Genomic DNA, 23,508 nt, shown 5'->3' on the forward strand with positions numbered 1-23,508 from the left:
CTCCCTTTCTCCCCCTCTCCCTTTCTCCCTTTCTCCCTTTCTCCCCCTCCAAACTTACGGAACGGCGACAGTTTCCAGCAACCGCGCCACGATCGCGTCGCCTTTACGTCCCCCAGCGGGAATCAAACGGTGAGCGAGAACGTGAGGGGCGATCGCTTTCACGTCGTCGGGAATCGCGTAGTCTCGTCCTTCGAGAAACGCATAGGCTTGAGTGGCTTTTTGCAACGCTACCGCACCGCGCGGACTCACGCCTAACGTAATCTCGTCGTCGTCTCGGGTGGCGCGAACTAAGTTGAGAATATATTGCTGGAGCGGTGTCTCGACGGTAACGCTGCCGCACGCATAGCATAAATTCCTCAATTCGTCAAGACTCAAACAGGGTTCGAGTTTGTCCACGGGGACGCTGTGGTTAAGCTGTTGCAGCATTTGCAACTCTTCGGCTTCCGTGGGATATCCCAGCGACAGCGACAGGGTAAAGCGATCCATTTGTGCTTCGGGGAGGGGAAAGGTTCCCTGATATTCAATGGGGTTTTGGGTGGCGATGACGAAAAACGGTTGGGGAACGTTACGAGATACGCCGTCAACGGTGACTTGTTTCTCCTCCATCACCTCCAGCAGAGCCGACTGGGTGCGGGGAGTGGCGCGGTTGATTTCGTCGGAGAGGAGAACGTTGGCAAAAACGGGACCCGGAAGAAATTCAAAATCTCCAGTTCGGGGATTCCAGATGTTGGTTCCGGTGATGTCAGTTGGAAGTAAGTCGGGGGTGCATTGAATGCGTTGGAACTTTCCGCCGATCGATCGCGCCAGAGACTTGGCCAACAGGGTTTTTCCCACGCCGGGAACGTCTTCGAGCAAAGCGTGTCCCCCCGACAGCAGGGCGACGAGAACTAACCGAATCGCCCGATCTTTCCCGACAATAGTGCGACTGAGATTGTCTCGCAATCGCTCGATCGTTGCAGCACTCTCTTGCAGTTTCTCAGAAGCACTCATGGCAATTGATAGTTGATAATTGACAATTGATTGATAATTGACGGGGAACGGGGAACGGGGAACAGTGTCTTCCTTGTCTCCTTGTCCCCCTTTCTAGTTGGCTTCTGTTAGCAATACCAGGGGTTCGAGTTCGTCGTCAGATTGGGCGGAAACGTGGGCGGCGATGCGATCGCGAATTTCAGTGGCTAACAGTCGGTTAATCGTGCGAACGCTCGATCGCCCGTCGGGGAGAAAGAGAACTTCGTAAGTACGCTGAATCTTGTCCTGTCGCGTTTTGGGGTGGGTGACGGTTTTCTTCTTCTTACGAGTGTAGACCGACGGTTTTTCCGCACGCCCCCAGTAGAGTTTGTAAATGTAGCGATCGGGGTTTTGAACGAACTTCAGCGAGGGAAGGCTGGGAATGTCGAGATGGAAGTTTCCATCGCTACCCCGAACAGTTTTGAAATATCCCCAATTTTTCTCTTCGCGGTTGAGGGCGCGGCTGAGGGCTAACTTCAGTTGTAGCAGAACTTCGGGGCGATCGAGGGCTTCTCGGACGAGCATCATCATTTCGCAAACGGGCGCAGTGAATTAACACGGACGTATCTGGTGTTGAATTTAGCATTTTATCGCTTCGTGCTTCACGGGACTGCCGAGACGCCAGCACCTGGACGGTTTCAACGCTTGCCATTTTCCATCTCCGGTGAGTTCGCCATCGGAGCGATCGCAACCCGATTTCGCCCTTCGGCTTTGGCGCGATAGAGGGCGGCATCCGCTGCTTGTAACACCGCTTGTCCGGTTATACCGTGTTGAGGGAAACAGGCGACGCCAAACGAGGCGGTGATGGAGTCCAAGGTTTTCCCTTGATATTGCAGGTTGAGGGTACTAATAGCTTCGCGAAGCGCCTCGGCTCTTTTCTGAGTATTTGTCAAACTACATTCGGGTAATACCAAGGTCATTTCTTCGCCTCCGTAGCGACACGCAACATCCGAACCGCGCACGTGATTTTTCAGAAGATTTCCAACCGCCTGAAGCACTAAGTCCCCAGCGTCGTGACCGTAGGTATCGTTAAACTGCTTGAAGCGATCGACATCGAGCATAATCGCACCGATCGAATGTTGGCGACGTTGGGCGCGAGAGATTTCTTGTTGTAAAAACTCCTCGAGGTAGCGACGGTTGAACAATCCTGTAAGTGGGTCGCGAATGCTCTGATGTTGGAGGGTTTCGCGCAGGTTCAAGTTGGCAAGCGCCAGTCCGATTTGCTCGGCCAGAGCGCGGGCGAGTTGTTGTTTCTCTTCACTTAGCCCCTTGGGGGTTTCCGAACTTAAGTAGAACAACCCAATGGTTTCTCCTTGAGCGATCGTCGGAATGCAGAGAGTATTTAAGGTTTCGGGGCTTGAAGACGTATGATTACAACGCAATCCCTTACGGTGGAGGTTGACCCAATGGGAGCGTCCTCGGCGCAGTCCCCAACAGTCTTGAGGATGAAAGTCGGTTTGAGAGTGCAGGTGCTTCCCCCAAACAGCAACGTTTTCGATGCGGTTGCGGGAGGCACTGGTAATAAAAATTCCTCCCGAACAATTGGGAAATAAGGGTTCGACGAGACTGGTAATCACGGCACAGGCTTCTTCGATCGTCAAACAGGCTTGTAGGAAATCGCTGGTTTCGCTGAGCAATAACATTTCGGTGTTGCGCTGTTCTAAGCGAGCGGCGCGATCTTCTAACTTCTGGTTGGCCTGCTGGAGTTCTCGTTCGGATTGTTTGATGGCTGTAATATCGCGGAACGTCACGGCAAAGCCATCGCCGAGTTTGACGGCAATATTTTCAAACCAACAATCGATGCCGTCGTGGTTGTAGTAGAACTGACGCCGCACGGGTTCGCCCGAGTTGACGACTCGAACGTACAGGTCGAACAGTCCTTCCTCTCGATTTCCCGGCAGTTCTTCTAACATTCGTTTGCCGATTAAGTCGTCGGCTTTCCGTCCGACGGTCGCGCAGGCAGTGGGATTGCTCAACAACCATTCAAAATCGACGATCGCACCGTTTTTGTCCCGTACCGATCGAAACGCCATAATGCCGTCGAGGGAGCTGTTTAATATGCCGCTGAGCTGCATTTCTGAGGTTTTCAGAGCTTTTTGAATGGCGACGAGTTCGATTTCGGTTTGTTTGCGATCGGTGATGTCGATGCAAGAGCCGATATATCCGAGAAATTCGCCGTCGGCGTCAAATCGTGGAATTCCCGTATTGAGCAGCCAGCGATATTGACCGTCAAAGCGTCTGAGGCGATATTCCATTTCAAAACTTTGACGGGTCTCGAAAACCGTGGCGTACGTGTCCGAACAAAATTCGAGATCCTCGGGATGTACGCCTTCTAACCATCCGTCGCCCTGTTCCTGCTCGAGCGATCGCCCGGTAAAATCGAGCCAAGTTGTGTTGAAGTGGAAACAGCGCTTGTCTCGGCCGGACATCCAAATTAAAACGGGGGAGCAATCGGCGAGATAGCGGAACCGAGCTTCGCTTTCTTTGAGAGCGGCTTCGGCTTGGGTGCGATCGGTCACGTCGAAATTCACGCCGATCGTCCGCAGAGGCTGCCCCTGAGAATCGCGCTGTACGAGAGCATAGGCTTCGATCGCCCGAACCGTCCCGTCGGGCCAGATCGCCCGAAATTCAACATCGTAGTCTCGTTGACCCTCGAGAGCGTCTTGCAAGCACTGGCGAACTGCCTCGAGGTCTTCAGGATGTACGCAAGCTTCCCAAGCCTCGTAAACTCCCGCGAAGTCTGATGGAGCGATCCCGTAGAGTTCGTACATTCGATCGTCCCAAACTAACTCGTCGTTCGGAATATCCCAATCCCAAATTCCCATCTGGGCAGATTTAACGGCGAGTTGTAAGCGATCGGAGAGGTTGTGTAATTGCGCTTCGACCTGTTTGCGATCGCTGATGTCAATATGACAGCCGATCGCCCGCAGGGGCTTACCGTCTGCATCCCATTCGATAACCTGTCCCGAACAGATAACCCAAACCGTCGAACCGTCTTTATGGCGATATCGGACTTCGTTATGGAACGGTATTTCTCCGTGGCTGCGAACGTGCTGCTCGAAACAGTCTAAAACTTTCGGTAAATCCTCGGGAAAAATTAAGTTTTGCCAGGTTTCGGGTGAGTTCGGTAACTCGCTGTCCTCGTAGCCAAACATCCGTTTGAAACCCGGACTGAGGTATTCTCGGTTGTCTGCAATATCCCAATCCCAATATCCGGCTAGCACGATCTCGAGAATTTGTTCGAGTAGCTTGAGTTCGAGGCGAGTTTGCTCGGCGTTTAAGCGTTCGGCTTCAGCTTGTTTGCGATCGCTGATGTCGGTAATCGTCCCCACGTATCCGACGATCTCTCCTTCGGAATTCCGTTCGGCGATCGCCTGTCCGTAAACCCACGTCACTCGACCGCCTGGATGTTGAAAGCGATATTCGAGTTGAAAGGGGCGATCGTTCTGGGTCGCTCGAGACCATTCAGCCGCCACGCGATCGCGATCGTCGGGAAACACCCCTCGAACCCATCCATTTCCCACAGCCGTCTCTGAAGACAAACCGACAATTTGACACCAGCGATCGTTGACGTAGACACACTGTCCGGTAGCATCCGTGCGAAAAATTCCCACGGGTACCGCCGCGACTAAACTTTCATAGCGTTGTTGACTTTTATTCAACAACTTGAAGGCGTGTTGGCGTTCGTCTTCGAGTTGTTTTCGCGGGCTGAGATCTTGGATGATATAAGAAAATTGGGGGCGATCGCTGTGAGCGATACCGATGAACGAAACCATCGCTAACAACCAATAGGTTTGAGTCGGTGTCGCGTGTTGGTAATCGAACTGAACGGGTTGCCCTTGCTGTTGACTTTGGCGAGAGTGCGTCAGCCACAGTCGAACGACTGTTTGAGGAACGCCGAGTTCGCTAGCCCAGGCATTCATCATGGCTTCGGGGGCAACACCAAAAAACTCGAGGGTGGCGGGGTTGTGGTAAACGTGTAGGATGTCGTTGTCTGAAATCTCGACGACCCCCATCATTAAGGGCGAACTCTCGTAGAAAATTCGTAGGACGTTGGCTTGTTCTTGTAAGAGCGTCTCGGCTCGACGCTGAGCGGTGACGTCTCGAAAAATAGCACGGGTGGCGATGGGAGCGCCATCGGACGTTCGGACGTTAATACTCCCGTCGAGGAGAATCGCTCGTCCGTCTTTGGCTAAGAACTCCAGCTCGATTCGCTCGATGTTGACAACTTCGCCGGACTGCAACTGTTGAAAGAGACCTTGACAGCGATCGAGACAGTTGGGAGAAATGACGTCGAAAACTGTCAGATCGGATAGCTCGTCGAGGTCGTAACCGAGGGTCGTCGACCAGGCTCGATTGACGTATACAAACTTGCCGCTTTTGAGAGAAACGCTCTGAATGAGGTCGGTGGCGTTGTCGAGGAAGTCTTCAAGCTGTGCTTGGCTGTCGTGCAGCTCGAGTTCGGTTTGTTTGCGGGCGGTCACGTCGATGGCAATGCCGCCGACCCAGGTAATTTGACGGTTTTGATAGACGGGAAATTTTCGGACGAGGAGCGTATGGGGTTTCCCGTCTGTCGAGAGGGTTCGTTCGAGCGTTTCGATAACCTGTCCCGTTTTAAACACCTGCTGGTTGTTGCGACGATACCCTTGGGCGACTTCTTCAGTCAACAATTCGGTTAGCGATCGCCCGATGACAGCGTCTTCGGTACGGCCGACAAAGTTCGACCAAGCGGGATTGGCATAGCTGACGATACCCTGGCGATCGACTAACCAGGCCAAGAGTGGCAGATGGGTCATAAATGCCTGAAATTTAGCCTGGTGATCGTGCAACGCTCGTTCGGTTTTTCGGCGAAGTCGTTCTTCGCGTTTGCGATCGCGCAGATCTCGGACAATTTTAGAGGCTCCGACAATCCGACCGTCGCGGTTGCGAATCGGCGAAATCGTTAAAGCTACATCCACGAGAGAGCCGTTTTTGTGGCGTCGTTGGGTTTCGTAAGTTTCGACCCGTTTTCCTTGACGAATTCGCTGCAAAATTTGAGTTTCTTCGTCTTGGCGATCGGGGGGAATCAAAGTTAAAACGTGAGTTCCGACGATCTCTTCAGGGGAATAACCGAACAACTTCTCGGCGGCGGGGTTCCAACTGGTGATGATACCGTCGAGGGTTTTACTGACGATCGCGTCTTGAGAGGATTCGACGATCGCCGCCTGTTGTAACAGTCGGTTTTGGCTTCGATGTAACTCGGTTTCAACGGTTTTATGTTTGGCTTCGAGTTCGGCTTTGGCCGCTTTCAACTGCGCGATAAGGGTGGCCTGTTGTAACGCGATGCCCATCTGAACGGCGATCTGCTGCAATCCGCGAATTTCTCGATCGCTCCACCGTCGGGGAGCGGTGCAATGATGGGCGATGAGCAATCCCCAAAGCTGTTTGTCTTGTAAGATCGGAACGACTAAATTGGCTTTGACGTCAAATCCGGCTAAAAATTTCGCGTGGCAGGGGCTAATGTCAGCTTGGGTAATATCTTCGATGGCGTAAAACCGTCCTTCTCGATAGGGTACAATCCAACTCGCTTCAAAACAAGCATCTTGAACCACTCGATTTAACAGCGATCTCTCGGGGGCAGAGACGGCTTCGACCACGACTCGACCGCTCCAGTCGGCTTCAAACTGGTAAAGTAAAACGCGATCGCACTCGAGTAGCCGGCGGACTTCGTTGGCGGTCGTTTGTAAAATCTCGTTTAATTCAATTTCTTGGTGAATTTGTAGCGCAACGTTGGCGATCGAACCTTCCCAATCTCGAATTCGATCGTTTGATTCTAAGTTATTTTGCGAGTTTTTTATGGCACTCATCGTTCGCGTTTTTCCTAAATTCAACCTAGATTCTAATTGCGATGTCTTCAAATCGATAGACTCGCTTTCTCAGGAGTTCTATATTTTTTTATTTTGAAAAGAGCTAGAGAAATTCGTCGATTTTCCAAAAATCTATGCTGGCTTTCTTCAGGTTAGCTAATTTTTACAGCGATCGCCTCGCAATGTTTCCAAGTGCGATCGCCCCCCAACAGACTTCACGCTTCCCGGCAAAAATGGCACAATGGGTAGAGACGACCTTTACAAAATCTCAACCGACTATGGAAGTCGCAGATATCAAACGCGAAGTCGAACTGCTCTCCGATCGCCTGGGGAAAACCCAGGACTATCTTTGACCCGCCTGCACTGAAGGCGAAAATCGCGGATTTAGAGCAAATCGCCGCACAACCGGAATTTTGGGAAAACCAAGAGACAGCTCAGTCTACGCTTCAAGAGTTGAACGATTTGAAATCGAGCTTGGAGCAGTATCGAACCTGGCTCTCGAGTTTGGAAGACGCACAAGCAGTTCTCGATCTGTTGGAAGAAGACACGGACGAGGCGCTGATAGCAGAAGCTGCGTCAAATGTCAAACAACTCGATCGCGAGTTGGAACAGTGGGAACTGCAACAACTGCTGTCAGGACACTACGATAAAGGCGGTGCGGTGTTGTCTATCGACGCAGGCGCAGGGGGGACGGACGCTCAGGATTGGGCTGAAATGCTGCTGCGAATGTATACGCGGTGGGGCGAACAGCACGGCTATAAAGTCACGACAACGGAACTCTCGGAAGGGGGCGAAGCGGGGATTAAATCCGTCACCCTGGAAATTGAAGGCCGTTACGCCTACGGCTATTTAAAATCGGAAAAAGGAACCCATCGCTTGGTACGGATTTCGCCGTTCAACGCCAACGGGAAACGCCAAACCAGTTTCGCAGGAGTGGACGTGATGCCGATTTTAGACAGTTCGGTGACGCTGGACATTCCCGAAAAGGATTTGGAAATCACCACCTCGCGATCGGGGGGAAAAGGCGGTCAAAACGTCAACAAAGTTGAAACCGCCGTCCGTGTCGTTCATATTCCGTCGGGGTTGGCGGTACGCTGTACGCAGGAGCGATCGCAGTTACAAAACAAAGAAAAAGCCCTGGCGTTGTTGAAAGCGAAATTATTGGCGATCGCTGAAGAACAACGACTTCAAGAAATCGCTGATATTCGCGGCGATATGGTAGAAGCTGCTTGGGGAAACCAAATCCGAAATTACGTCTTTCACCCCTATCAAATGGTGAAGGATTTGCGAACTGGCGTCGAAACCAATTCTATCGACGACGTGATGAACGGCGATTTAGATGGGTTTATCGAAGCCTACTTGCGTCAAGACAGCCAATTAACTGACAACGGTGTCTCTACCTAAGCGATCGCCGCGATCGCTTGCCTCTCACCTTTGGAACCGCAAGGTTCGACGGTGGGGGGCGATCTTTATCGTGGCAGTTTTTGCAGTGGGGATGTGGGCGAACCGACGGGCGATCGTGGTTCCGCCGTTACAACCGGAACGTCCGACGACGGTGTATGTGGTGGCTTACGAGATTCTCGGTCAGCTCGGCCACAACAGCCTCGTATTACCGACAACAGAGGGATTTGTCGAATATTCCTTCGGCGATCGCGCGGTCTACGCTGAAAATAACAATGTTTGGCCGAGTTTGCTCAGAGCTGTGGTATATCCCACGCCGGGGACGTTGGGGCGTCGCGCGATCGCCTGGGATGGCGAGGATATCGAAGACCTAAAACGACGGTTACAACAGGGAAATCGCGCCGAACGAGATGTGTTTCCGGTAGTGGCGAATCGCGATCGCGTCGAGGCGTTACTCGAACAGCTCGATCGCCGCTACGACAGCAGTTCCACCTCTCCCCAGTACAACCGCGCGGTGGGCTTGTATTTCGTTCCCGACGCCGAGTCGTACTGGGCGTTCAATACCTGCAACCATAGCGTCGTCCGTTGGTTGGAGGCGTTAGGTTGCTGCGTTCGCGGTTCGCCGATGTGGGGACAGGTCGAGGCGACGACACCAAAACCTTGTTAAGCGATACTTTACAAACCTTAATGTTGTGTTACAATTCGTAACAACGACAGGGCTGCAATAGGTGGGCTTGGTCTAGTGTCCCGCCTCAGTCATGTTGGGTAATCTCCTGTTCGCTACTGGCTCCAGTCGTTGGGTGACTGGAGCTTTTTTCGTTCCGTTTCCGATAAGCTGAGTTTCGAGAAATCTTCACGCCCAGAGTCACAGAGGACACAGAGAGGGGCTTGTCAGGTTGGACAAAACCAGTGTTTGAAATTCGGATTCCGTATCAGTCGTCGCTACGTCCGTAAATGGCGGTAGAATGCTGCGTCAGCCACGCCCACAGTTGGTCGCCATAGCTGAAATGCCACCATTCGTTCGGGTGTTGGGCGAATCCCGTAGACGTCATGGCGTCGGCGAGTAGTTGGCGGTTTGCATGAAACTGACGTTCTGCGGTGGACTTAGCGTCGGTGAAGTAGTTGGGATAGGAACGCTCTGAAAGTTCGTCGATCGGCGATCCCATATCGAGGGGGCGATCGCACTCGTCTACTAGCGTCACGTCTATCGCCGCTCCCGTGCTGTGTGGTGGCGGCGTGGCGCGATCGCGACTCGGAAGCGCCCAGAATCGATACACTTCTTCTAAGAGGTCTCGACGCTGTTCGGGAGTTAGAGCATCGGGAGAAAGCTGTTTCGATCGCACCACTTCGGCAAAGGTGTAATCCACCATAAACTGCTGTACCGCAATCGGACGATAGGCGTCGAAAATGCGAATTCGCCAACCGGGACGATGTTGTTGTAGGGTCTTTTGGGCAGTCAGGAGGCGATCGCCAATTCCCCGACGTACGAAAAACGGAGAGCGATCGCCGTAGGGAGCGCCCAATTTCGCGTAAGGATGCGGTAACTCTCGGGAAAAGACCTCTTCGGGAATCGACACCAAAGGTTCGCCGCACTCTCGAATGGCGATCGTTTGATAAGGTTTCATTAGGAAGCTTTGTTCAATACCATAATTTATAAAATATGTCAATCCCCGTGCAAGTCAACATCCTCGCCCGTCTCCTCGCCGGAGAATTCGACAACGGGGAGCAAGCCCGAGAAAATCCCACTTGGTTCGTCCACATTCACCTGTGGCATCGTCCCCTACCCATTTCCATCGACGGAGATTTGGCGTTGTTCGCCGAACAAGCCCCCGCCCTGAAGCTCCAACAGCCCTATCGTCAGCGAGTTTTGGTGTTGAAACTCGGCGAGGTCTCGCCGTTGTGCGTCGAGTATAAGGCGTTTCGGGAACCGGAAAAATTTAAAGGGGCGGGGGCGAATCCTCAATTGCTCGAGAGCTTGACTCGGGAGGATTTGGAGGATTTGCCCGGTTGCGTATTAGAGGTGAGCGATCGCGAGGGCGTCTTTGTCGCCGAACCGCCAGAAGGCGCAAAATGCTGTTTCCAGTACGACGGAAAAACCCGTCAAGTGGTGTTGGGCTTTGAAGCGAGTGCGGGACGGTTTCGCAGTCGCGATCGTGGCGTCGATCCCGAAACGGGGCGGGGCTTGTGGGGCGCGTTAATGGGGGCTTACGACTTTAAAAAAATGCAGGATTACGAAGTGTGAACCCTAGAAAACTGCATTCCCAGCCAAGAGGCTGGGAACGAAAGAAAATACCCGAAAAACGACCTACACCGTCGCCATTTCCGGCGTCGGACGTTTGCTGTTACGAATCCCTTCGATCGCCTCAGCATAGCTCGGAGCCTTAAACACCGCAGAACCCGCGACGATAGCGTTAGCACCGGCGTCGAGAACTTGCCAAGTGTTAGCCGGTTTGAGGCCGCCATCGACTTCAATCCAGGGATCGAGACCCCGTTCGTCGCACATTTGACGGAGTTTTTGAATCTTGGGAACCACTTCCGGAATAAAGCTTTGACCGCCGAAACCGGGGTTAACGCTCATAATTAGAATCAGATCGCATAATTCTAAAACATATTCGATCAATTCGAGCGGCGTGCCGGGATTGAGGACGACCCCAGCTTGTTTTCCGAGTTCGCGAATTTGTCCGAGGGTTCGATGCAAGTGCGGCGAAGCGTTATGCTCGGCGTGAACCGAAATAATATCCGCCCCAGCTTTGGCAAAATCTTCAACGTACTTTTCCGGTTCGACGATCATCAAATGAACGTCTAACGGTTTTTTCGTCACCGGACGAATCGCTTTCACGATTAACGGGCCGATGGTGATGTTCGGAACGAAACGGCCGTCCATCACGTCCACGTGAATCCAGTCGGCACCCGCTTCGTCTACAGCTTTGATTTCTTCACCCAAACGGCTGAAATCCGCTGATAAAATCGAAGGAGCGATAACCGTTTGTTTTTGAGATTGCGTCTCTGCCATGTCGCAGTCTTCCCGATATACTTGTTACGATCGATACATGATTTCCCAAAGTTTAACAAAAGATGTCGGCAAAATTCGCAAGTCGCTCGCAAACAACGCCCGTTTTTTGCATCGATTCAATAGGAGTAAACCCTTGAAGGATAGAAAACCGTCGCACACTCGATCGCGAATTTTTGCAACGCTCCGAGCCGGTTTCGTCAGCACACTCGGCATCGCTTACACCCTAGCCCCCTCCCCTTCCTCAGCCACCTCTTCGACTGGAGAAGGAGGGATCGACGCCCAACGCCTGCATGCCGAACCCTACAACCTCTTGGGGCGCAAAATCGGCATCGGACAAGTCGAAATCGGGCGTCCGGCTCAATTCGGACTCGACAAAGACGTTCCGCCTTACACCCAATACGCCCCCGACCTCGCGGGGGTGTTTATGCGAGACGCTCCCGCCCAAACGGAAACCAACGTCGACGCCCACGCCCACAGCGTCGCCGGGGTGATGGTGAGCAATCATAAAGAGGCCGTAGGAGTCGCTCCAGAAGCCCAACTGTACTCGGCAGGTGCCGCGACGGAAATGGGAGCAAACCGCCAAGCCCAAGAATGCGCTACCACCCAGCACGTCGCATTGCAGAACAGCGACGACGTGCGGGCAATTAACTTCAGCTTCGGCGAACCCCTCTGGCTCGATCCCCGCGATAATGCCGTTCTCGACGGAAACGCCCATTTGACCCTCTGCATCGATTGGTCGGCCAACCAGCACGACGTTCTTTACGTCATCGCCGGAAACCAAGGCAACGGCGGCATTCCCATTCCCACCGATAACTTTAACGGGGTGAACGTGGCGTTCAGTCGAGCCGAAAACGGCGTGTTCGATCGCGTGGACGTTTCCAACCTCGGTAGCGTGTTTGAAGGCGTTCGCAGCCGTCTCGTGGGACTCGAAACCAACATCGACGGACGCCGCCTCGTCAGTCTTTTAGCCCCCGGTCGCAACGTCGATCTCCTGCGTCCCGACGGTACGGTCTTTCAAAGTACCGGAACCAGTTTCGCCGCTCCTCACGTGGCGGGAGTCGTGGCGTTACTACAAGAATACGGCGATCGCCAACTGAGCCAAAACGCCCCGAACTGGAGTCTCGACAGTCGCCGCCACCAAGTCATGAAAGCGGTACTTCTCAACTCCGCCGATAAAGTGCAAGATAGCGGAAACGGGCTGTTACAGGGAATGACGCGCACCATCGGCGATCGCCAAGAAGGAAACTGGCTCACCTCCGACGCCCACAACAACCCCGAAGTGCCGTTACATCGGGGCATGGGAACCGGCCATCTCAACGCCTTTCGAGCGTACCAGCAGTTCAGTCCCGGTCAGTGGGGACCGAGCGACGAGATTCCTGCGATCGGCTGGGATTTTGACCGAGTCGAAACCAACAACTATCGCGATTACGTCATTGACGAACCCCTACAAGCCGACAGTTACGTGGCCGCCACCCTGACCTGGAGTCGCCGAGTCGATCTCGACGACGCCAACGGAAACGGCTTGTACGACCAAGGCGAGACGTTTAGCGATCGCGGTCTCAACGATCTCGACCTTTACCTAATGCCTGCCGATTCCGACGACATTTCCGACAGCATCTGGTCTTCGACGAGTCCCGTCGATAGCGTCGAACACGTCTTTCACGCCGTCCCCGAAACCGGCCGGTACAAACTCCGCGTCGTCTACAACCGCCAAGTCAACGACGCCGAGCAAGACTATGCCCTCGCCTGGTGGACGGTGACAAACAGTGAATAGGGAACCGGGAATAGGGAACGGGGAACAGTGTTTCAGTCACCAGTCACCAGTGGAAACAGTTGACAGTTTCTCCCCCTCTCCCTGGCTCCCCCTCTCCCTGGCTCCCCCTCTCCCTGGCTCCCCCTCCTGATAAGGCTATGACCTCACGAGATCCCGAACTTCGTTCCTTACTCTTTTACGCGACGCCGGTTTTTGGCTTCTTTTTCGCCTGGTGGACGCTGTATCGGAAAAACGGCAGCCGAAATCAAAATGCGGTAAGCCGTTTGTCCGTGACGCTGGCGTTAACTTGGCTGCTGGGGTATGTTTTGTTAGGAACTGCCGTGAACACGACTGAAGTGGGAACTGTACCGCTTCTCGTTATCGGTAGCGTTTGGACGACGACGTATTTCCTCACCTGCTTCGGACTGATGGTGAGGCTCTATCTCGGGCGTTCGGTATGGTTGCCGGGAATTAGTAATCTGAGCGATCGCCTTCCCTGACAGACCGCAAACACACGGTCGTCAATCTACGAAAAACTCGGGATCGGAAATTGCTGATTCTCCGCGCGATCGATAACGCTAATATATGGTAGCGAGCGAGTACCGTCGTTTTCGTAGACTTTTCGTGTGTGAGGAATTCCGTGTCAGCACAGAACCGTTCCGATCGAACTTTCCTGAAACATCCCGATCGCGCTGCTTCGTCCCCAAAAACCTCGAAATCGGGGTTGGGTTGGCTGTGGTTGGGATTGGGACTTACGGGAGTGGCGATGCTCTCGGCCACGGCTGGAGCGTTGTTGGCAGTTTCTCTTTCCAGCACTCCCTTAATGCAAACGAAACTGCGTCCTGAAGATCGCGGGATCTTCAGCCAGGACGACCTGGCGATGACCAACATGAAGATGCCGGAACTGACGCGGCCGGTCAATATTTTGGTGTTGGGGACGAAGGTTCTCAACTCCGATTTGGGGAGACCCCTCGAACGGTCGGGTCACGATCCCCTCGTCAACTCTCTCGACGGTCTGTCGGACAGTATGCTGTTAGTGCGCTTCGAGCCAGAGAGCCACCAACTGACCTTACTGTCAGTTCCTCGCGATACCCTGGCGTGGGTTGAAGGGTACGGCGACACGAAAATCAACGAGGCCAACGCTCTTGGCGGTCCGGCGTTGAGTGCGCGATCGGTGAGCGATTTACTCGGCGGCGTGGGGATCGATCGCTATATTCGCGTCAACATTCAGGGGATCGAAAAACTCATCGACGCCCTCGGTGGCGTGAAGGTGTACGTCCCCAAAGATATGAAGTACATCGACCAGACGCAACACCTCTACATCGACCTCAAGGAAGGAGAGCAACGCCTCAACGGAAACGAAGTTCTGCAATTTCTGCGGTTCCGTCACGACGGGTTAGGAGATATCGGCCGCATCCAACGCCAGCAAATTTTGATGCGGGCGTTTATCGAACAAGCGGTCAATCCCATGACCCTCGTGCGCCTTCCCAACATTCTCTCGGCGATTCAAGAACACGTCGATACGAACTTGAGTATTGAGGAACTGGTGGCGTTGCTGAATTTCGCCAGCAAGACCAGCCGCGAAAACGCTCAAATGCTCATGCTTCCGGGGGACTTTAACAGCCCCGTGACGCCTCAAGACCCCAGTTATTGGATTCCCAATTACAATCGTATCGATGCGTTGGTCGCCGAACATTTCGGACGGGAACAAGCCCCCGCTCAGGCGTGGATGGCCGATCCGTACTATATTCGCATTGCGATTCAAGACAGTACGAACCAACCCGAAGCGGTCGACGCACTGATTAACAAGTTGGTCGAGGCGGGATACCGCAACGTTTACGAAGACTATCAGTGGACCGAACCGTTGCGGGAAACGCGCATCGTCGCTCAAAACGGCGATCGCGACAGTGCTGTGGATTTGCGTCGTTCGCTGGGATTTGGGGAAGTGCGCGTCGAAAGTACGGGGGTTTTGCAGTCGGATATCACGATTCAACTCGGACGGGATTGGCTCGATCGCCAAGAGTCCTACGTCCGGTCGGATTTGTGGTAAATCGTCGAAGCGGAAAACCGGCGATCGCATCCGATGGAACTCGCGATCGATCGCCCCTCGCGACTCGCGAAAAAAGCGGTTAAGATACGGACAGGATAGGCATCTGCTCCCAACTTTCTGTCACCGAGCAGTTTTTGGGATCGTCCCCACGAACTGACCCGGTTTACTGACAACCAATCCACGGCACGAGCGAACCTTATGGATGGAATTTGTACTCTGGCCAACGATCGCGTTTACGATCAATTGGTCGCGCTCCTCAACAGCATTGAAGCCGTGCAGGGATCGCAGATGCCCGTCTGCGTTTTTCCCTACGACGAGAACGTCGATCGCGTCGCGGCCGAAATCGCCCGCCGTCCCAACGTCCAACTGTACGACGATACTGAGTCGATCCGACGCTGGGAAACGTTTGCAGAAGAGATTTGGAAAACGCACCCGACGGCGTTTCAACGTTGGAACTTGCAGCCGGGAGAACGGTTCAATCGAGTCGGAATGCACCGACGGTTTTGTGGGTTTGACGGGCCGTTCGATCGCTTTATCTATATGGACGGCGATACGCTGTTGATGGATTCGGTCGATTTTATTTTTGAAAAGCTCGAGACCTACGATTGCGTCGTCTACGATTTTCAATATAAAGATCCGTCTCACGTTTACGACGTAACCTCAGAAAAACTTTACGATATTTTTCCGAAAGAACGCATCGAATCGGAAATTTTTTGTGCGGGATTTTACGGAACGAAAAAGGGATTGTTTGACGAAGAGGCTCGCAAGGAACTGTTAGAGTATCTTAAATCTGACGAGGCGGACATTCTCTACGTCAACGGTCCGGATCAGTCGATCGTCAATTACATGATGATGCGATCGCACAAGTCCGTTTACAATTTCGCGCACCATCGATCGGACGACGAAAAAACGGGATGTTGCGTCACTTCGCCTCATTTTGAAAATCGAAATAACGTTCTTTACGATAAAGGTCGGCGTTTGACTTACCTTCATTACATCGGGATTCCGCTGAACGCCTTCTCGCGAGTCTGTACGGGAGAAAACGTCGAATTTCCCTATCGCGACCTGTTTTTACACTATCGTTACCTTCACGAGCCGGAAAAACGCCCCAAACTCACCGGAAAACCCAAGCCTTACAACCCCAAACCGACTTTGACGCAACGTATCCTTAAAAAACTCAACCTTACGCGCTAATGTTAAAATTCGTGCCAACACTTGAGGGTTTGAAAAGCGAAGTTTCACCGTTTGCGGGTAACTCTCTCGCGAGACAATATTTTGCAAAATAAAAAACAAGTGTTGCGATCTCGAACGAGGATTTAAACAACTTTTTATCTCCCCCTTCTTTGTCACGATATCTCGTCAGTATACCTGGTCAATACTATGACTCGTGGGATTTATATCGTCGCCAACGATAAAGTTTACGAACAGACGATCGCACTGCTGAAAAGCATTCGCCACCGCGACACCGAAACGCCGATCGTCATGATTCCGTTCGACGACAACCATCAAAAGGTCGCCGAAATCGTCACGAAAGAATACGGCGTGCAGCTTTACGAGGATTTAGAATTCGTCGAAACCCTCTGTCAGCAACTTCACGAGATTTTTGGAAAAGACTTTTTTAACAATCCCAACAAACAACGAAAACAGGCGTGCTGGTTCGGACCGTTCGACGAATTTCTCTATATCGATGTCGATATAGTCGTGTTTGAAAAAATTATCGATAATTTAAAATATTTTGACAAATACGATTTTTTGTGCTGCGACTATCAATACACGAACAGCATCGCCAACGTCTTTACCCCCAAAGTGTTAGAAGAGGGCGTATTTACCGAAGACGACCTCAAAGACGTGTTTAACAGCGGGTGGTGGGCCTCGAAAAAAAATCTGTTTTCCGTGCAGGATTTATACGATACCTTTACCGAATGCGCCCAGCATCCCGATTACTTCGACTTTTCCCAAAAAACCACCGACCAACCCATTTTCAACTACCTGGTTCTCAAACGGATTTCCCGTCGGTTTAACGTCGTGCGTCGTCCCGGTGGCGCTCCCGGAAGCTGGGCGGGAAGTCCCCACTTCGAGCAAAAAGGCGATCGCCTCTTCGATCCCAAAACTGGCCAGCCTCTGCAATATCTCCACTGGGCGGGAGTCCGCATCGAACCGGGCTGTCCCTACTGGGAGATTTGGCAACACTACCGCTATCTCGGCGAACCGATTCCCGACCGACCGGCGATCGCACCACCTCCGAAAAGCTGGACGCGACAGGCGATCGATCGGGTCAAATCAGTCCTGAGAAAATTCAAGCCTTAAAGCATTCAAATCTAACAACCAAAAACGTACCAAAAAGTACGACACTGTTCTTAAAATCCCGACTCGACCCCACCAAGGAACTGGAGACGATGTCAACAGAGAAAGACTACTGCTTCTGCTCGATCGCGATTAGCCAACGCTACCGCGACTTTGCCAAAAACCTCGCCGCTCAACTGCGCGAGAAATCGCCCGGTACGTCGTTCGTCGTCTTTAGCGATCGCCCCGAAGACTTTCAAAACTGCGAAAACGTCATCGCCTTCAAACACGCACAACAGGGAATTCAACGCTGCTCGAACGATCGCCGCTTCCTCATCGAAAAAGCCCTCTCAATGTTCCGCGTGGCGATTCACATCGACGCCGACACCGAACTCGTCGGCGATCTCCCCGAAATCGAGTGGAAACCCGGAATTACCGCCCGCAGCGAGAACCTTCTTCAACACGTCGGGAAATACCGTCCGCAAAACCTTCCCGATCTCAAACGAGTAGCAGAGAAACTCGACATTCCAGAGGCCGCGTTCGATCGCGCCACTTGGATCGGCGAAGCCCTCTACATCGTCGCCCGAGACGAGGGACGAGAAATCGAATTCGTGCGGGCTTGGGACAAAATCGCCCGTTACATGGAACTCAAAGGGATGTATAGTGGCGATGGAAACCTGATGGGGTTGGCCGCCGCCAAAGTAGGCTGGACGGCACGACTCGACGGCTTTAAAGACCTGGCCGCCTGCTGCCAACATCTCGACGCGTCCTACAGTCGCCCCAAACCGACGCTATGGCAAAACCTCAGCAAACGCCTCGGCTATCACTATCGTTTGAATCGGGCGCGGTTGCGAGCGTTAAAAGAGTTTGATTTTTACTATCGGTAAAACAGCAGACAAACCCCGTGCGATCGAGATCTCAGCGAAACCCAATCTCGATCGCTGCGAAACCTATCGACGATCGCGTCTGTCATAGATCTAGATCGTCGAAATTTTCCCTATTTCGCGTCACAGTAGACGTATAGAGAGGACGAGGCGTTATACGAGCGTCCCACCCGGCGCAGAATTCAAGGACACCCACCATGCTTTCAGAATACAGCTCTCGAGATCGCGAACTGACTCAAAATTTCCACGAAGCCCTCTTGACGTACTTTTGTCAGGCTTTCGACGACTCGCTGCAAGATTTACTGTACGAGTGCAGTTTCGGATTTGCCCCGAGTCCGACCGGAGAACAGACTTTCTTCATCATCGCTTCGAGCCTCGACGACACCGAAGAACTCGTCAACGTCGCCGAACGTCTCGTCGGTAAAATCATGGACTTAATGCCGGGCATCTCGAAACTCGCCCTATGCTGTCAGCCGCCCCAAACCTCCGCTCGCGAGGCGATCGACCGCCCGAACTTCCTCTACGGTCGTATCGTTGCCGTTCCCCGCTTCAGCCTCGAGTAGCTCTCGCCACCGAACGCCGACCCCATTGCCTTCACGTTACCGAAAACCGTGGCGTTTTTGATGCCACTGCCAAGCATGGGCGACAATATCGTGTAACTCTGCATATTGAGGCTGCCAGCCCAGAATTTCGCGAGCTTTCGCACTGCTGCCCACTAACACGGGTGTATCTCCCGAACGGCGTTCTCCGAGTTTGACAGGAATTTCTCGCCCCGTAACCTCCCGTGCCACTTCAATGACTTCCTTGACGGAGAAACCGTTGCCGTTTCCGAGGTTGAACGTTTGAGAACGTCCCCCTTTCAGTAAGTATTCCAATCCCAAAACGTGAGCCTGAGCCAGATCGCAGACGTGGATGTAATCGCGAACGCAGGTTCCGTCCGGGGTGTCGTAGTCCGTTCCGAAAATAGCGATCGACTCGCGCGTTCCCAACGCCGTTTGTAACACGAGGGGAACGAGATGCGTTTCGGGATCGTGATCTTCTCCGAGCCGTCCTTGGGGGTCGGCTCCAGCGGCGTTGAAATAGCGAAAACGCACGGACTTCAAGCCGTAAGCCGTATCGAAGTCCGACAGCATTTGTTCGACGAAGAGTTTGCTGTAACCGTAGGGATTGATGGGTGTTTGCGGGTGGTCTTCCGTCAGTGGCATAAACTGAGGAATGCCGTAAGTGGCGCAGGTCGAAGAAAACACGAACTTGTCTACTGAAGCCGATCGCATGGCTTCGAGCAGCGTGAGGGTTCCGACGACGTTGTTGTGATAGTACTTGGCGGGATCGGTGACGGACTCGCCGACGAAGATGTAGGCCGCGAAGTGCATGACGGCGGCGATGTCGTGGGTTTGGAAGAGGCGATCGAGCAAGGGGCGATCGGTGGTGTCGCCGACGACGAACTCCACCTTCAAGACGGTTTCGAGTAAATCGCGATGTCCGTAGACGAGATTGTCGAGAACGAGAACCTCATATCCAGCATCTTTTAAGGCGAGAACGGCGTGAGAGCCGATATATCCCGCGCCTCCGGTCACTAAAATCGTCGGTTTGGCTGACGACACGGCTGACTTCTCCTTACAGGGCATAGCTCCTAGTGCTTAGCATAGGCTGAAATTTCCGGATCGTGTCAAAGTTCGGCGCGATCGCTCGCGAGTCGAAGCTGGCGAGCCTCTCAACTTCAATCGCGCGAGAACTTGTGTTACAACAGTGAAATCCCGAGCGTCTCCGTAATTTCAACGAGGCGTCTCCGTGAGATCCCCATCGTCGCGATCGAAACTGCCATCGGTTCCGGGCGACCTGTAAAATCGCGTTTCCTCCGTACCCGTTCCCGCGACAAGTATCCAAACTGTGCCGCACCGCATTCACAAACAAATCTTTAAATGTTTCAGTCAAATTTAAAATTTCGCTAAGTTTTTTCGTCACAGAGAGCGCCGTCTCACGACCCTGTGTTATCTTCAACAGCAAAGCACGAACGCAACTGATTGACGAACGGGTTACGTTTTCGACCTAACGGCGTCGCGTTTTTACGTTTTTCTAACCGACAAAGTTTCACAACTCCCCCTCTCCGTTTTGCGATCGCCCACAAAATACACTCAGACCAATCCAGCAAGAGTCGCGCGGTCAGACGCGAACTCCCTGGCACTCAAAGCACAGAACGCTTTGTTTTTTATCGTATTAGAGAGTTCAAATGTTAGGGTATCTAAAAAAATTCCTGTACGTTCTTCCTGCCCCTAAAAAGCGTCTTTTTTGGATTATTGGGTTGTTCGTGTTTGTTTCGAGCTTGGAGGTTTTCGGTATTGGTTTGATCGGTCCGTTTTTGTCTTTAGCAGGCAATCCCGAAACGATTCACGTCCACCCTGTCTCGAACGCAATTTACAGCACGCTTAACGTTCCTTCCGAACGAGTTTTTGTTGCTTTACTCGGTCTCGTTATTAGTATAATTTTTATTGTTAAATCTTGGATTACCTGGCACGTCAAACGCTACGTTTTTGTCTTTAGCTTCCATCAAAGAGGCGAACTCTGCAAAAAACTGATCGATGCGTATCTCAACGCACCCTATACTTTCCACCTTTCCAAAAGCAGCGCTTATATCATTCAAAGCATTATCGACGATACGCGATCGTTTTCCAATTCCGTTTTAATGACCTTGTTGAACTCGGCGGCTAACTTCATTGTCATTATTTCGTTAAGCATTTTACTTTGCGCCACCAACCTGTTAGCCGTCGTCGTCATTCTGGCGCTGTTTTTACCTTTAATATTCATTTTGCATACATACCGAGATCGCGTCCGGGGATGGGGAAAACGCCTCAGTAAATCTAACGAAGCCACGATCCGCACGATCAACCACGGCATTGGCGGCATTAAAGAAACCAAGGTAATCGGATGTGCCGACTACTTTGAAGAAGCCCTATCTCAGCGGGTTCGAGAATACGAAGAGTCGGCCAGTTCCTTACTGTCGATCAAACTCATTCCCCGCATTGTCGTCGAAGCGATGCTCGTCATCGTCGTCGTCGGATTTACCTCGATTTTCCTGCTTCTCGGCAACAATATCGACAACCTAACCGGCGTGTTGGGAATTTTTGCCCTGGCGTCGATTCGGCTGATGCCCGCCATTACCAACCTCGTCAACAGCACGCAAACCCTGCGGAGTTCGAGCTACGCCTTGAACAAGATTTACACCGATATCCGCGAACTCGAATCTCAGCGCAACTCCGAACGGTTGCCAGACGGGTATCTGACGGCCTCCGCCTCAAACAACGAGAGTCACGCCCCCAGCCGTACCATGAGCTTTCAAAACGAGGTTTGCCTCGACGAACTGGTGTACCGTTACCCGATGGCGGACGAAAACGCTCTCGACGGCGTCTCGCTGACTCTCGAAAAAGGACAGTCGATCGCGCTGATCGGGAAATCCGGGGCGGGCAAAACTACCCTCGTCGATACGATTTTGGGGTTGCTCCTCCCCCAATCTGGAGACATTCGCGTCGATGGCGTGTCCATCTATCGCGACTTGCGGGCTTGGCAGAATATCGTCGGCTACATTCCCCAGTCGATTTTCTTGACCGAAGACACCATCAAACGCAACATTGCCTTTGGAGTACACGATGAGTATATCGACGCCGATCGCCTCGACAAAGCCATCTACGCCGCCCAACTCAGCGAACTGGTGCAGGATTTACCCGAGGGGATCGACACCCAAGTCGGCGAGCGGGGGGTTCGCCTCTCAGGAGGACAGCGACAGCGTATCGGCATCGCTCGGGCGTTGTATCACGAACGGGACATCTTGGTTCTCGACGAAGCGACGTCGGCGTTGGATAACGAAACCGAACATCTCGTCAACCAGTCGATTCAAGCCCTCAGCGGCGAGAAAACCCTCATTATCATCGCCCACCGTCTCACCACCGTCGAACACTGCGATCGCATCTACCTGATGGAAAAAGGTCGCGTCGTCAAATCGGGGAGTTACTCCGAAGTCGTCCTCGAACCCGAAGCCCTGCAATAAGTGTTCGAGATCGCCCGAATGTTGTTTTTCGTTTTTTCCCTATTTTTTGAAGAGGTTTAGCGATGTCTCAAGTGCTTTCACCGCGATTCGCCTTCAATCCCACCCATCCCTTTAAACCGTCCGTCTCTGCCACCCAGCGGGAACTCATCGACTTAGTGCGATCGAAGCTCGACGCTGGCGAGTATCGACTGCACCCGACCACTTGTCCTTGCGGTGCCGAGAAAAACGACGCTCTCCTGTCCGAAATCGATCGCTACGGCTTACCGTTTAAATCCGTTCTCTGCCTCAGTTGCGGAACCGTTCGCATCGACCCTTACCTCGACGAAGCCAGCCTCGGCGACTTTTACACTCACACCTACCGTCGAATGTACGGAATGGATCTCGAAGAAGGCACTTACGACAGTTACTTTGCCAGCCAACGCAGCTACGCCGAGAAAATCCTCGCCACAGTCGCCGACGAACTGCCTGAAGGCGGTTGGGTGTGCGAAGTGGGTTGCGGTGGCGGCGGAGCCTTGAAAACCATTCAAGACCGGGGGTTTCACGTTGCTGGATGCGACTACGACACGACGGTCATGGAACTCGGGAAACAAAACGGCGTGGCGAATTTGTTTTACGGTTCGATCGACGCCATCGGCAACGCCATGCCCGAGGTCAAATTCGATCTGATTTATCTGCACCACGTTTTCGAGCATTTGACCGATCCGGTGGCGTTTTTAAACCAATGTCGGAACTTTTTGAACCCCAACGGGCAAATCCTCGTTATCGTTCCCGATATTTATCACATTGACGAAATCGGACATCCGGCAGCGGTGGGGAATTTGTTGATGTACCTGCACCTGGCGCACAAATACAACTTCTCGATCGAAGGCGTGCAGCGTTTAGCCAGTCGAGCCGGGTACTGTGCCGAAAAAGTCGTTCCCGATGCCGAACTCGAAACTCCTTGGTCGAAGTCGCCGGAACTGTGGGTCAAGCTGTGTTTGGCGGCCGCAACGGGTGAAAATACGACCTCCGAGCCGGTGGGAACGCGATATCTGAAATACCTCAAACGCACGGAAAGTCTCTACGGTATGGGACTGTGCAAAGGTCAAATCGCCAACAAGTTAGAAACGCTGACTTCGCCCGATCGCCTGTGGCATAAAGTCAAGCGAGTCTTCGCCCGTTAAGCGTTCGCTCGAGTCGGAATTTCTCGCCGATCGCACTCTATCTGTGGCGACGGCCGCGTCTCGGC

The 23,508-nt window shown here is 52.8% G+C and carries 19 protein-coding genes; 13 read left to right on the top strand and 6 right to left on the bottom strand.

The annotated features are described in order from the left end of the window. Positions 1 to 54: 54 nt before the first annotated feature. The 3 genes from POG22_RS14020 to POG22_RS14030 all read right to left on the bottom strand — a co-directional run bounded on the left by POG22_RS14020 (position 55) and on the right by POG22_RS14030 (position 6,854). Entirely contained in the window at positions 55 to 990 is a 936-nt protein-coding gene (locus POG22_RS14020; RefSeq protein WP_498905950.1) for an AAA family ATPase, read from the bottom strand. Between the two features lie 93 nt (positions 991 to 1,083). Beyond that, positions 1,084 to 1,539 (bottom strand): hypothetical protein, encoded by a 456-nt coding sequence (locus POG22_RS14025; RefSeq protein WP_498905952.1) that lies wholly within the window; start codon positions 1,537 to 1,539, stop codon positions 1,084 to 1,086. 107 nt (positions 1,540 to 1,646) lie between these two features. After that, positions 1,647 to 6,854, bottom strand: coding sequence for a PAS domain S-box protein (locus POG22_RS14030; RefSeq protein WP_498905954.1), 5,208 nt, complete (start codon positions 6,852 to 6,854; stop codon positions 1,647 to 1,649). Positions 6,855 to 6,988: 134 nt separating this feature from the next. On the opposite strand from POG22_RS14030, the gene POG22_RS14035 reads away from it, so the two are divergent. The 3 genes from POG22_RS14035 to POG22_RS14045 all read left to right on the top strand — a co-directional run bounded on the left by POG22_RS14035 (position 6,989) and on the right by POG22_RS14045 (position 8,922). Beyond that, a complete protein-coding gene (locus POG22_RS14035; RefSeq protein ID WP_498905969.1) occupies positions 6,989 to 7,207 on the top strand; it encodes a hypothetical protein in 219 nt (72 codons plus the stop codon). Further along, a protein-coding gene (gene prfB, locus POG22_RS14040) for a peptide chain release factor 2 (protein ID WP_150128836.1) occupies positions 7,133 to 8,258 on the top strand; the annotation gives its coding sequence in 2 pieces (ribosomal slippage) (positions 7,133 to 7,204 and positions 7,206 to 8,258; 1,125 coding nt in all). The genes POG22_RS14035 and prfB overlap by 75 nt, the downstream gene beginning before the upstream one ends. Next, on the top strand, positions 8,245 to 8,922 hold the full coding sequence (locus POG22_RS14045; RefSeq protein ID WP_498905956.1) for a hypothetical protein: 678 nt from the start codon (positions 8,245 to 8,247) through the stop codon (positions 8,920 to 8,922). The genes prfB and POG22_RS14045 overlap by 14 nt, the downstream gene beginning before the upstream one ends. A gap of 265 nt (positions 8,923 to 9,187) precedes the next feature. Here the strand turns inward: POG22_RS14045 and POG22_RS14050 are convergent, their stop codons facing one another. After that, a complete protein-coding gene (locus POG22_RS14050) occupies positions 9,188 to 9,880 on the bottom strand; it encodes a M15 family metallopeptidase (protein WP_498905958.1) in 693 nt (230 codons plus the stop codon). 35 nt (positions 9,881 to 9,915) lie between these two features. Between POG22_RS14050 and POG22_RS14055 the strand changes: the two genes are divergently transcribed. After that, positions 9,916 to 10,497 (top strand): chromophore lyase CpcT/CpeT, encoded by a 582-nt coding sequence (locus tag POG22_RS14055; RefSeq protein WP_498905960.1) that lies wholly within the window; start codon positions 9,916 to 9,918, stop codon positions 10,495 to 10,497. Between the two features lie 63 nt (positions 10,498 to 10,560). Here the strand turns inward: POG22_RS14055 and rpe are convergent, their stop codons facing one another. Beyond that, positions 10,561 to 11,268, bottom strand: coding sequence for a ribulose-phosphate 3-epimerase (gene rpe / locus POG22_RS14060; protein ID WP_017663328.1), 708 nt, complete (start codon positions 11,266 to 11,268; stop codon positions 10,561 to 10,563). Between the two features lie 37 nt (positions 11,269 to 11,305). Between rpe and POG22_RS14065 the strand changes: the two genes are divergently transcribed. The 7 genes from POG22_RS14065 (at position 11,306) to POG22_RS14095 (ending at position 18,801) form a co-directional block, all read left to right on the top strand. Continuing rightward, positions 11,306 to 13,042, top strand: coding sequence for a S8 family serine peptidase (locus tag POG22_RS14065; protein ID WP_498905967.1), 1,737 nt, complete (start codon positions 11,306 to 11,308; stop codon positions 13,040 to 13,042). Between the two features lie 137 nt (positions 13,043 to 13,179). Further along, a complete protein-coding gene (locus tag POG22_RS14070; protein ID WP_063716244.1) occupies positions 13,180 to 13,521 on the top strand; it encodes a hypothetical protein in 342 nt (113 codons plus the stop codon). A 140-nt stretch (positions 13,522 to 13,661) separates the two neighbouring features. Continuing rightward, the gene (locus POG22_RS14075; RefSeq protein WP_498905962.1) at positions 13,662 to 15,071 is read left to right on the top strand and encodes an LCP family protein; all 1,410 of its coding nucleotides are present in this window, start codon (positions 13,662 to 13,664) and stop codon (positions 15,069 to 15,071) included. A 198-nt stretch (positions 15,072 to 15,269) separates the two neighbouring features. Beyond that, positions 15,270 to 16,265: an Npun_R2821/Npun_R2822 family protein gene (locus POG22_RS14080; RefSeq protein ID WP_498905963.1), complete on the top strand. Its 996-nt coding sequence runs from the start codon at positions 15,270 to 15,272 to the stop codon at positions 16,263 to 16,265. Between the two features lie 186 nt (positions 16,266 to 16,451). Continuing rightward, positions 16,452 to 17,378 (top strand): Npun_R2821/Npun_R2822 family protein, encoded by a 927-nt coding sequence (locus POG22_RS14085; RefSeq protein WP_498905964.1) that lies wholly within the window; start codon positions 16,452 to 16,454, stop codon positions 17,376 to 17,378. An 89-nt stretch (positions 17,379 to 17,467) separates the two neighbouring features. Continuing rightward, positions 17,468 to 18,241 carry a hypothetical protein gene (locus POG22_RS14090; protein ID WP_498905965.1) on the top strand — a complete coding sequence of 258 codons (774 nt, stop codon included), beginning with the start codon at positions 17,468 to 17,470 and terminating at the stop codon, positions 18,239 to 18,241. A 194-nt stretch (positions 18,242 to 18,435) separates the two neighbouring features. Next, positions 18,436 to 18,801: a hypothetical protein gene (locus POG22_RS14095; protein WP_017663317.1), complete on the top strand. Its 366-nt coding sequence runs from the start codon at positions 18,436 to 18,438 to the stop codon at positions 18,799 to 18,801. Between the two features lie 36 nt (positions 18,802 to 18,837). Here the strand turns inward: POG22_RS14095 and galE are convergent, their stop codons facing one another. Then, positions 18,838 to 19,842 (bottom strand): UDP-glucose 4-epimerase GalE, encoded by a 1,005-nt coding sequence (gene galE / locus POG22_RS14100; protein WP_063716245.1) that lies wholly within the window; start codon positions 19,840 to 19,842, stop codon positions 18,838 to 18,840. 626 nt (positions 19,843 to 20,468) lie between these two features. Here galE and POG22_RS14105 point away from each other — a divergent pair. Beyond that, a complete protein-coding gene (locus POG22_RS14105; protein ID WP_063716240.1) occupies positions 20,469 to 22,280 on the top strand; it encodes an ABC transporter ATP-binding protein in 1,812 nt (603 codons plus the stop codon). 62 nt (positions 22,281 to 22,342) lie between these two features. Continuing rightward, the gene (locus tag POG22_RS14110) at positions 22,343 to 23,443 is read left to right on the top strand and encodes a class I SAM-dependent methyltransferase (RefSeq protein ID WP_017663313.1); all 1,101 of its coding nucleotides are present in this window, start codon (positions 22,343 to 22,345) and stop codon (positions 23,441 to 23,443) included. Positions 23,444 to 23,508: the final 65 nt, after the last annotated feature.

The organism is Geitlerinema sp. CS-897 (assembly GCF_028368005.1).
Taxonomy (GTDB): Bacteria; Cyanobacteriota; Cyanobacteriia; order Cyanobacteriales; family Geitlerinemataceae; genus Baaleninema; species Baaleninema simplex.

Excerpts from the sequence above, each read along its gene's own strand:
- POG22_RS14020 (WP_498905950.1), bottom strand. The coding sequence starts at position 990 with ATGAGTGCTTCTGAGAAACTGCAAGAGAGTGCTGCAACGATCGAGCGA.
- POG22_RS14025 (WP_498905952.1), bottom strand. The coding sequence starts at position 1,539 with ATGATGATGCTCGTCCGAGAAGCCCTCGATCGCCCCGAAGTTCTGCTA.
- POG22_RS14030 (WP_498905954.1), bottom strand. The coding sequence starts at position 6,854 with ATGAGTGCCATAAAAAACTCGCAAAATAACTTAGAATCAAACGATCGA.
- POG22_RS14035 (WP_498905969.1), top strand. The coding sequence starts at position 6,989 with ATGCTGGCTTTCTTCAGGTTAGCTAATTTTTACAGCGATCGCCTCGCA.
- POG22_RS14050 (WP_498905958.1), bottom strand. The coding sequence starts at position 9,880 with ATGAAACCTTATCAAACGATCGCCATTCGAGAGTGCGGCGAACCTTTG.
- POG22_RS14055 (WP_498905960.1), top strand. The coding sequence starts at position 9,916 with ATGTCAATCCCCGTGCAAGTCAACATCCTCGCCCGTCTCCTCGCCGGA.
- rpe (WP_017663328.1), bottom strand. The coding sequence starts at position 11,268 with ATGGCAGAGACGCAATCTCAAAAACAAACGGTTATCGCTCCTTCGATT.
- POG22_RS14065 (WP_498905967.1), top strand. The coding sequence starts at position 11,306 with ATGATTTCCCAAAGTTTAACAAAAGATGTCGGCAAAATTCGCAAGTCG.
- POG22_RS14070 (WP_063716244.1), top strand. The coding sequence starts at position 13,180 with ATGACCTCACGAGATCCCGAACTTCGTTCCTTACTCTTTTACGCGACG.
- POG22_RS14080 (WP_498905963.1), top strand. The coding sequence starts at position 15,270 with ATGGATGGAATTTGTACTCTGGCCAACGATCGCGTTTACGATCAATTG.
- POG22_RS14085 (WP_498905964.1), top strand. The coding sequence starts at position 16,452 with ATGACTCGTGGGATTTATATCGTCGCCAACGATAAAGTTTACGAACAG.
- POG22_RS14090 (WP_498905965.1), top strand. The coding sequence starts at position 17,468 with ATGTCAACAGAGAAAGACTACTGCTTCTGCTCGATCGCGATTAGCCAA.
- POG22_RS14095 (WP_017663317.1), top strand. The coding sequence starts at position 18,436 with ATGCTTTCAGAATACAGCTCTCGAGATCGCGAACTGACTCAAAATTTC.
- POG22_RS14105 (WP_063716240.1), top strand. The coding sequence starts at position 20,469 with ATGTTAGGGTATCTAAAAAAATTCCTGTACGTTCTTCCTGCCCCTAAA.
- POG22_RS14110 (WP_017663313.1), top strand. The coding sequence starts at position 22,343 with ATGTCTCAAGTGCTTTCACCGCGATTCGCCTTCAATCCCACCCATCCC.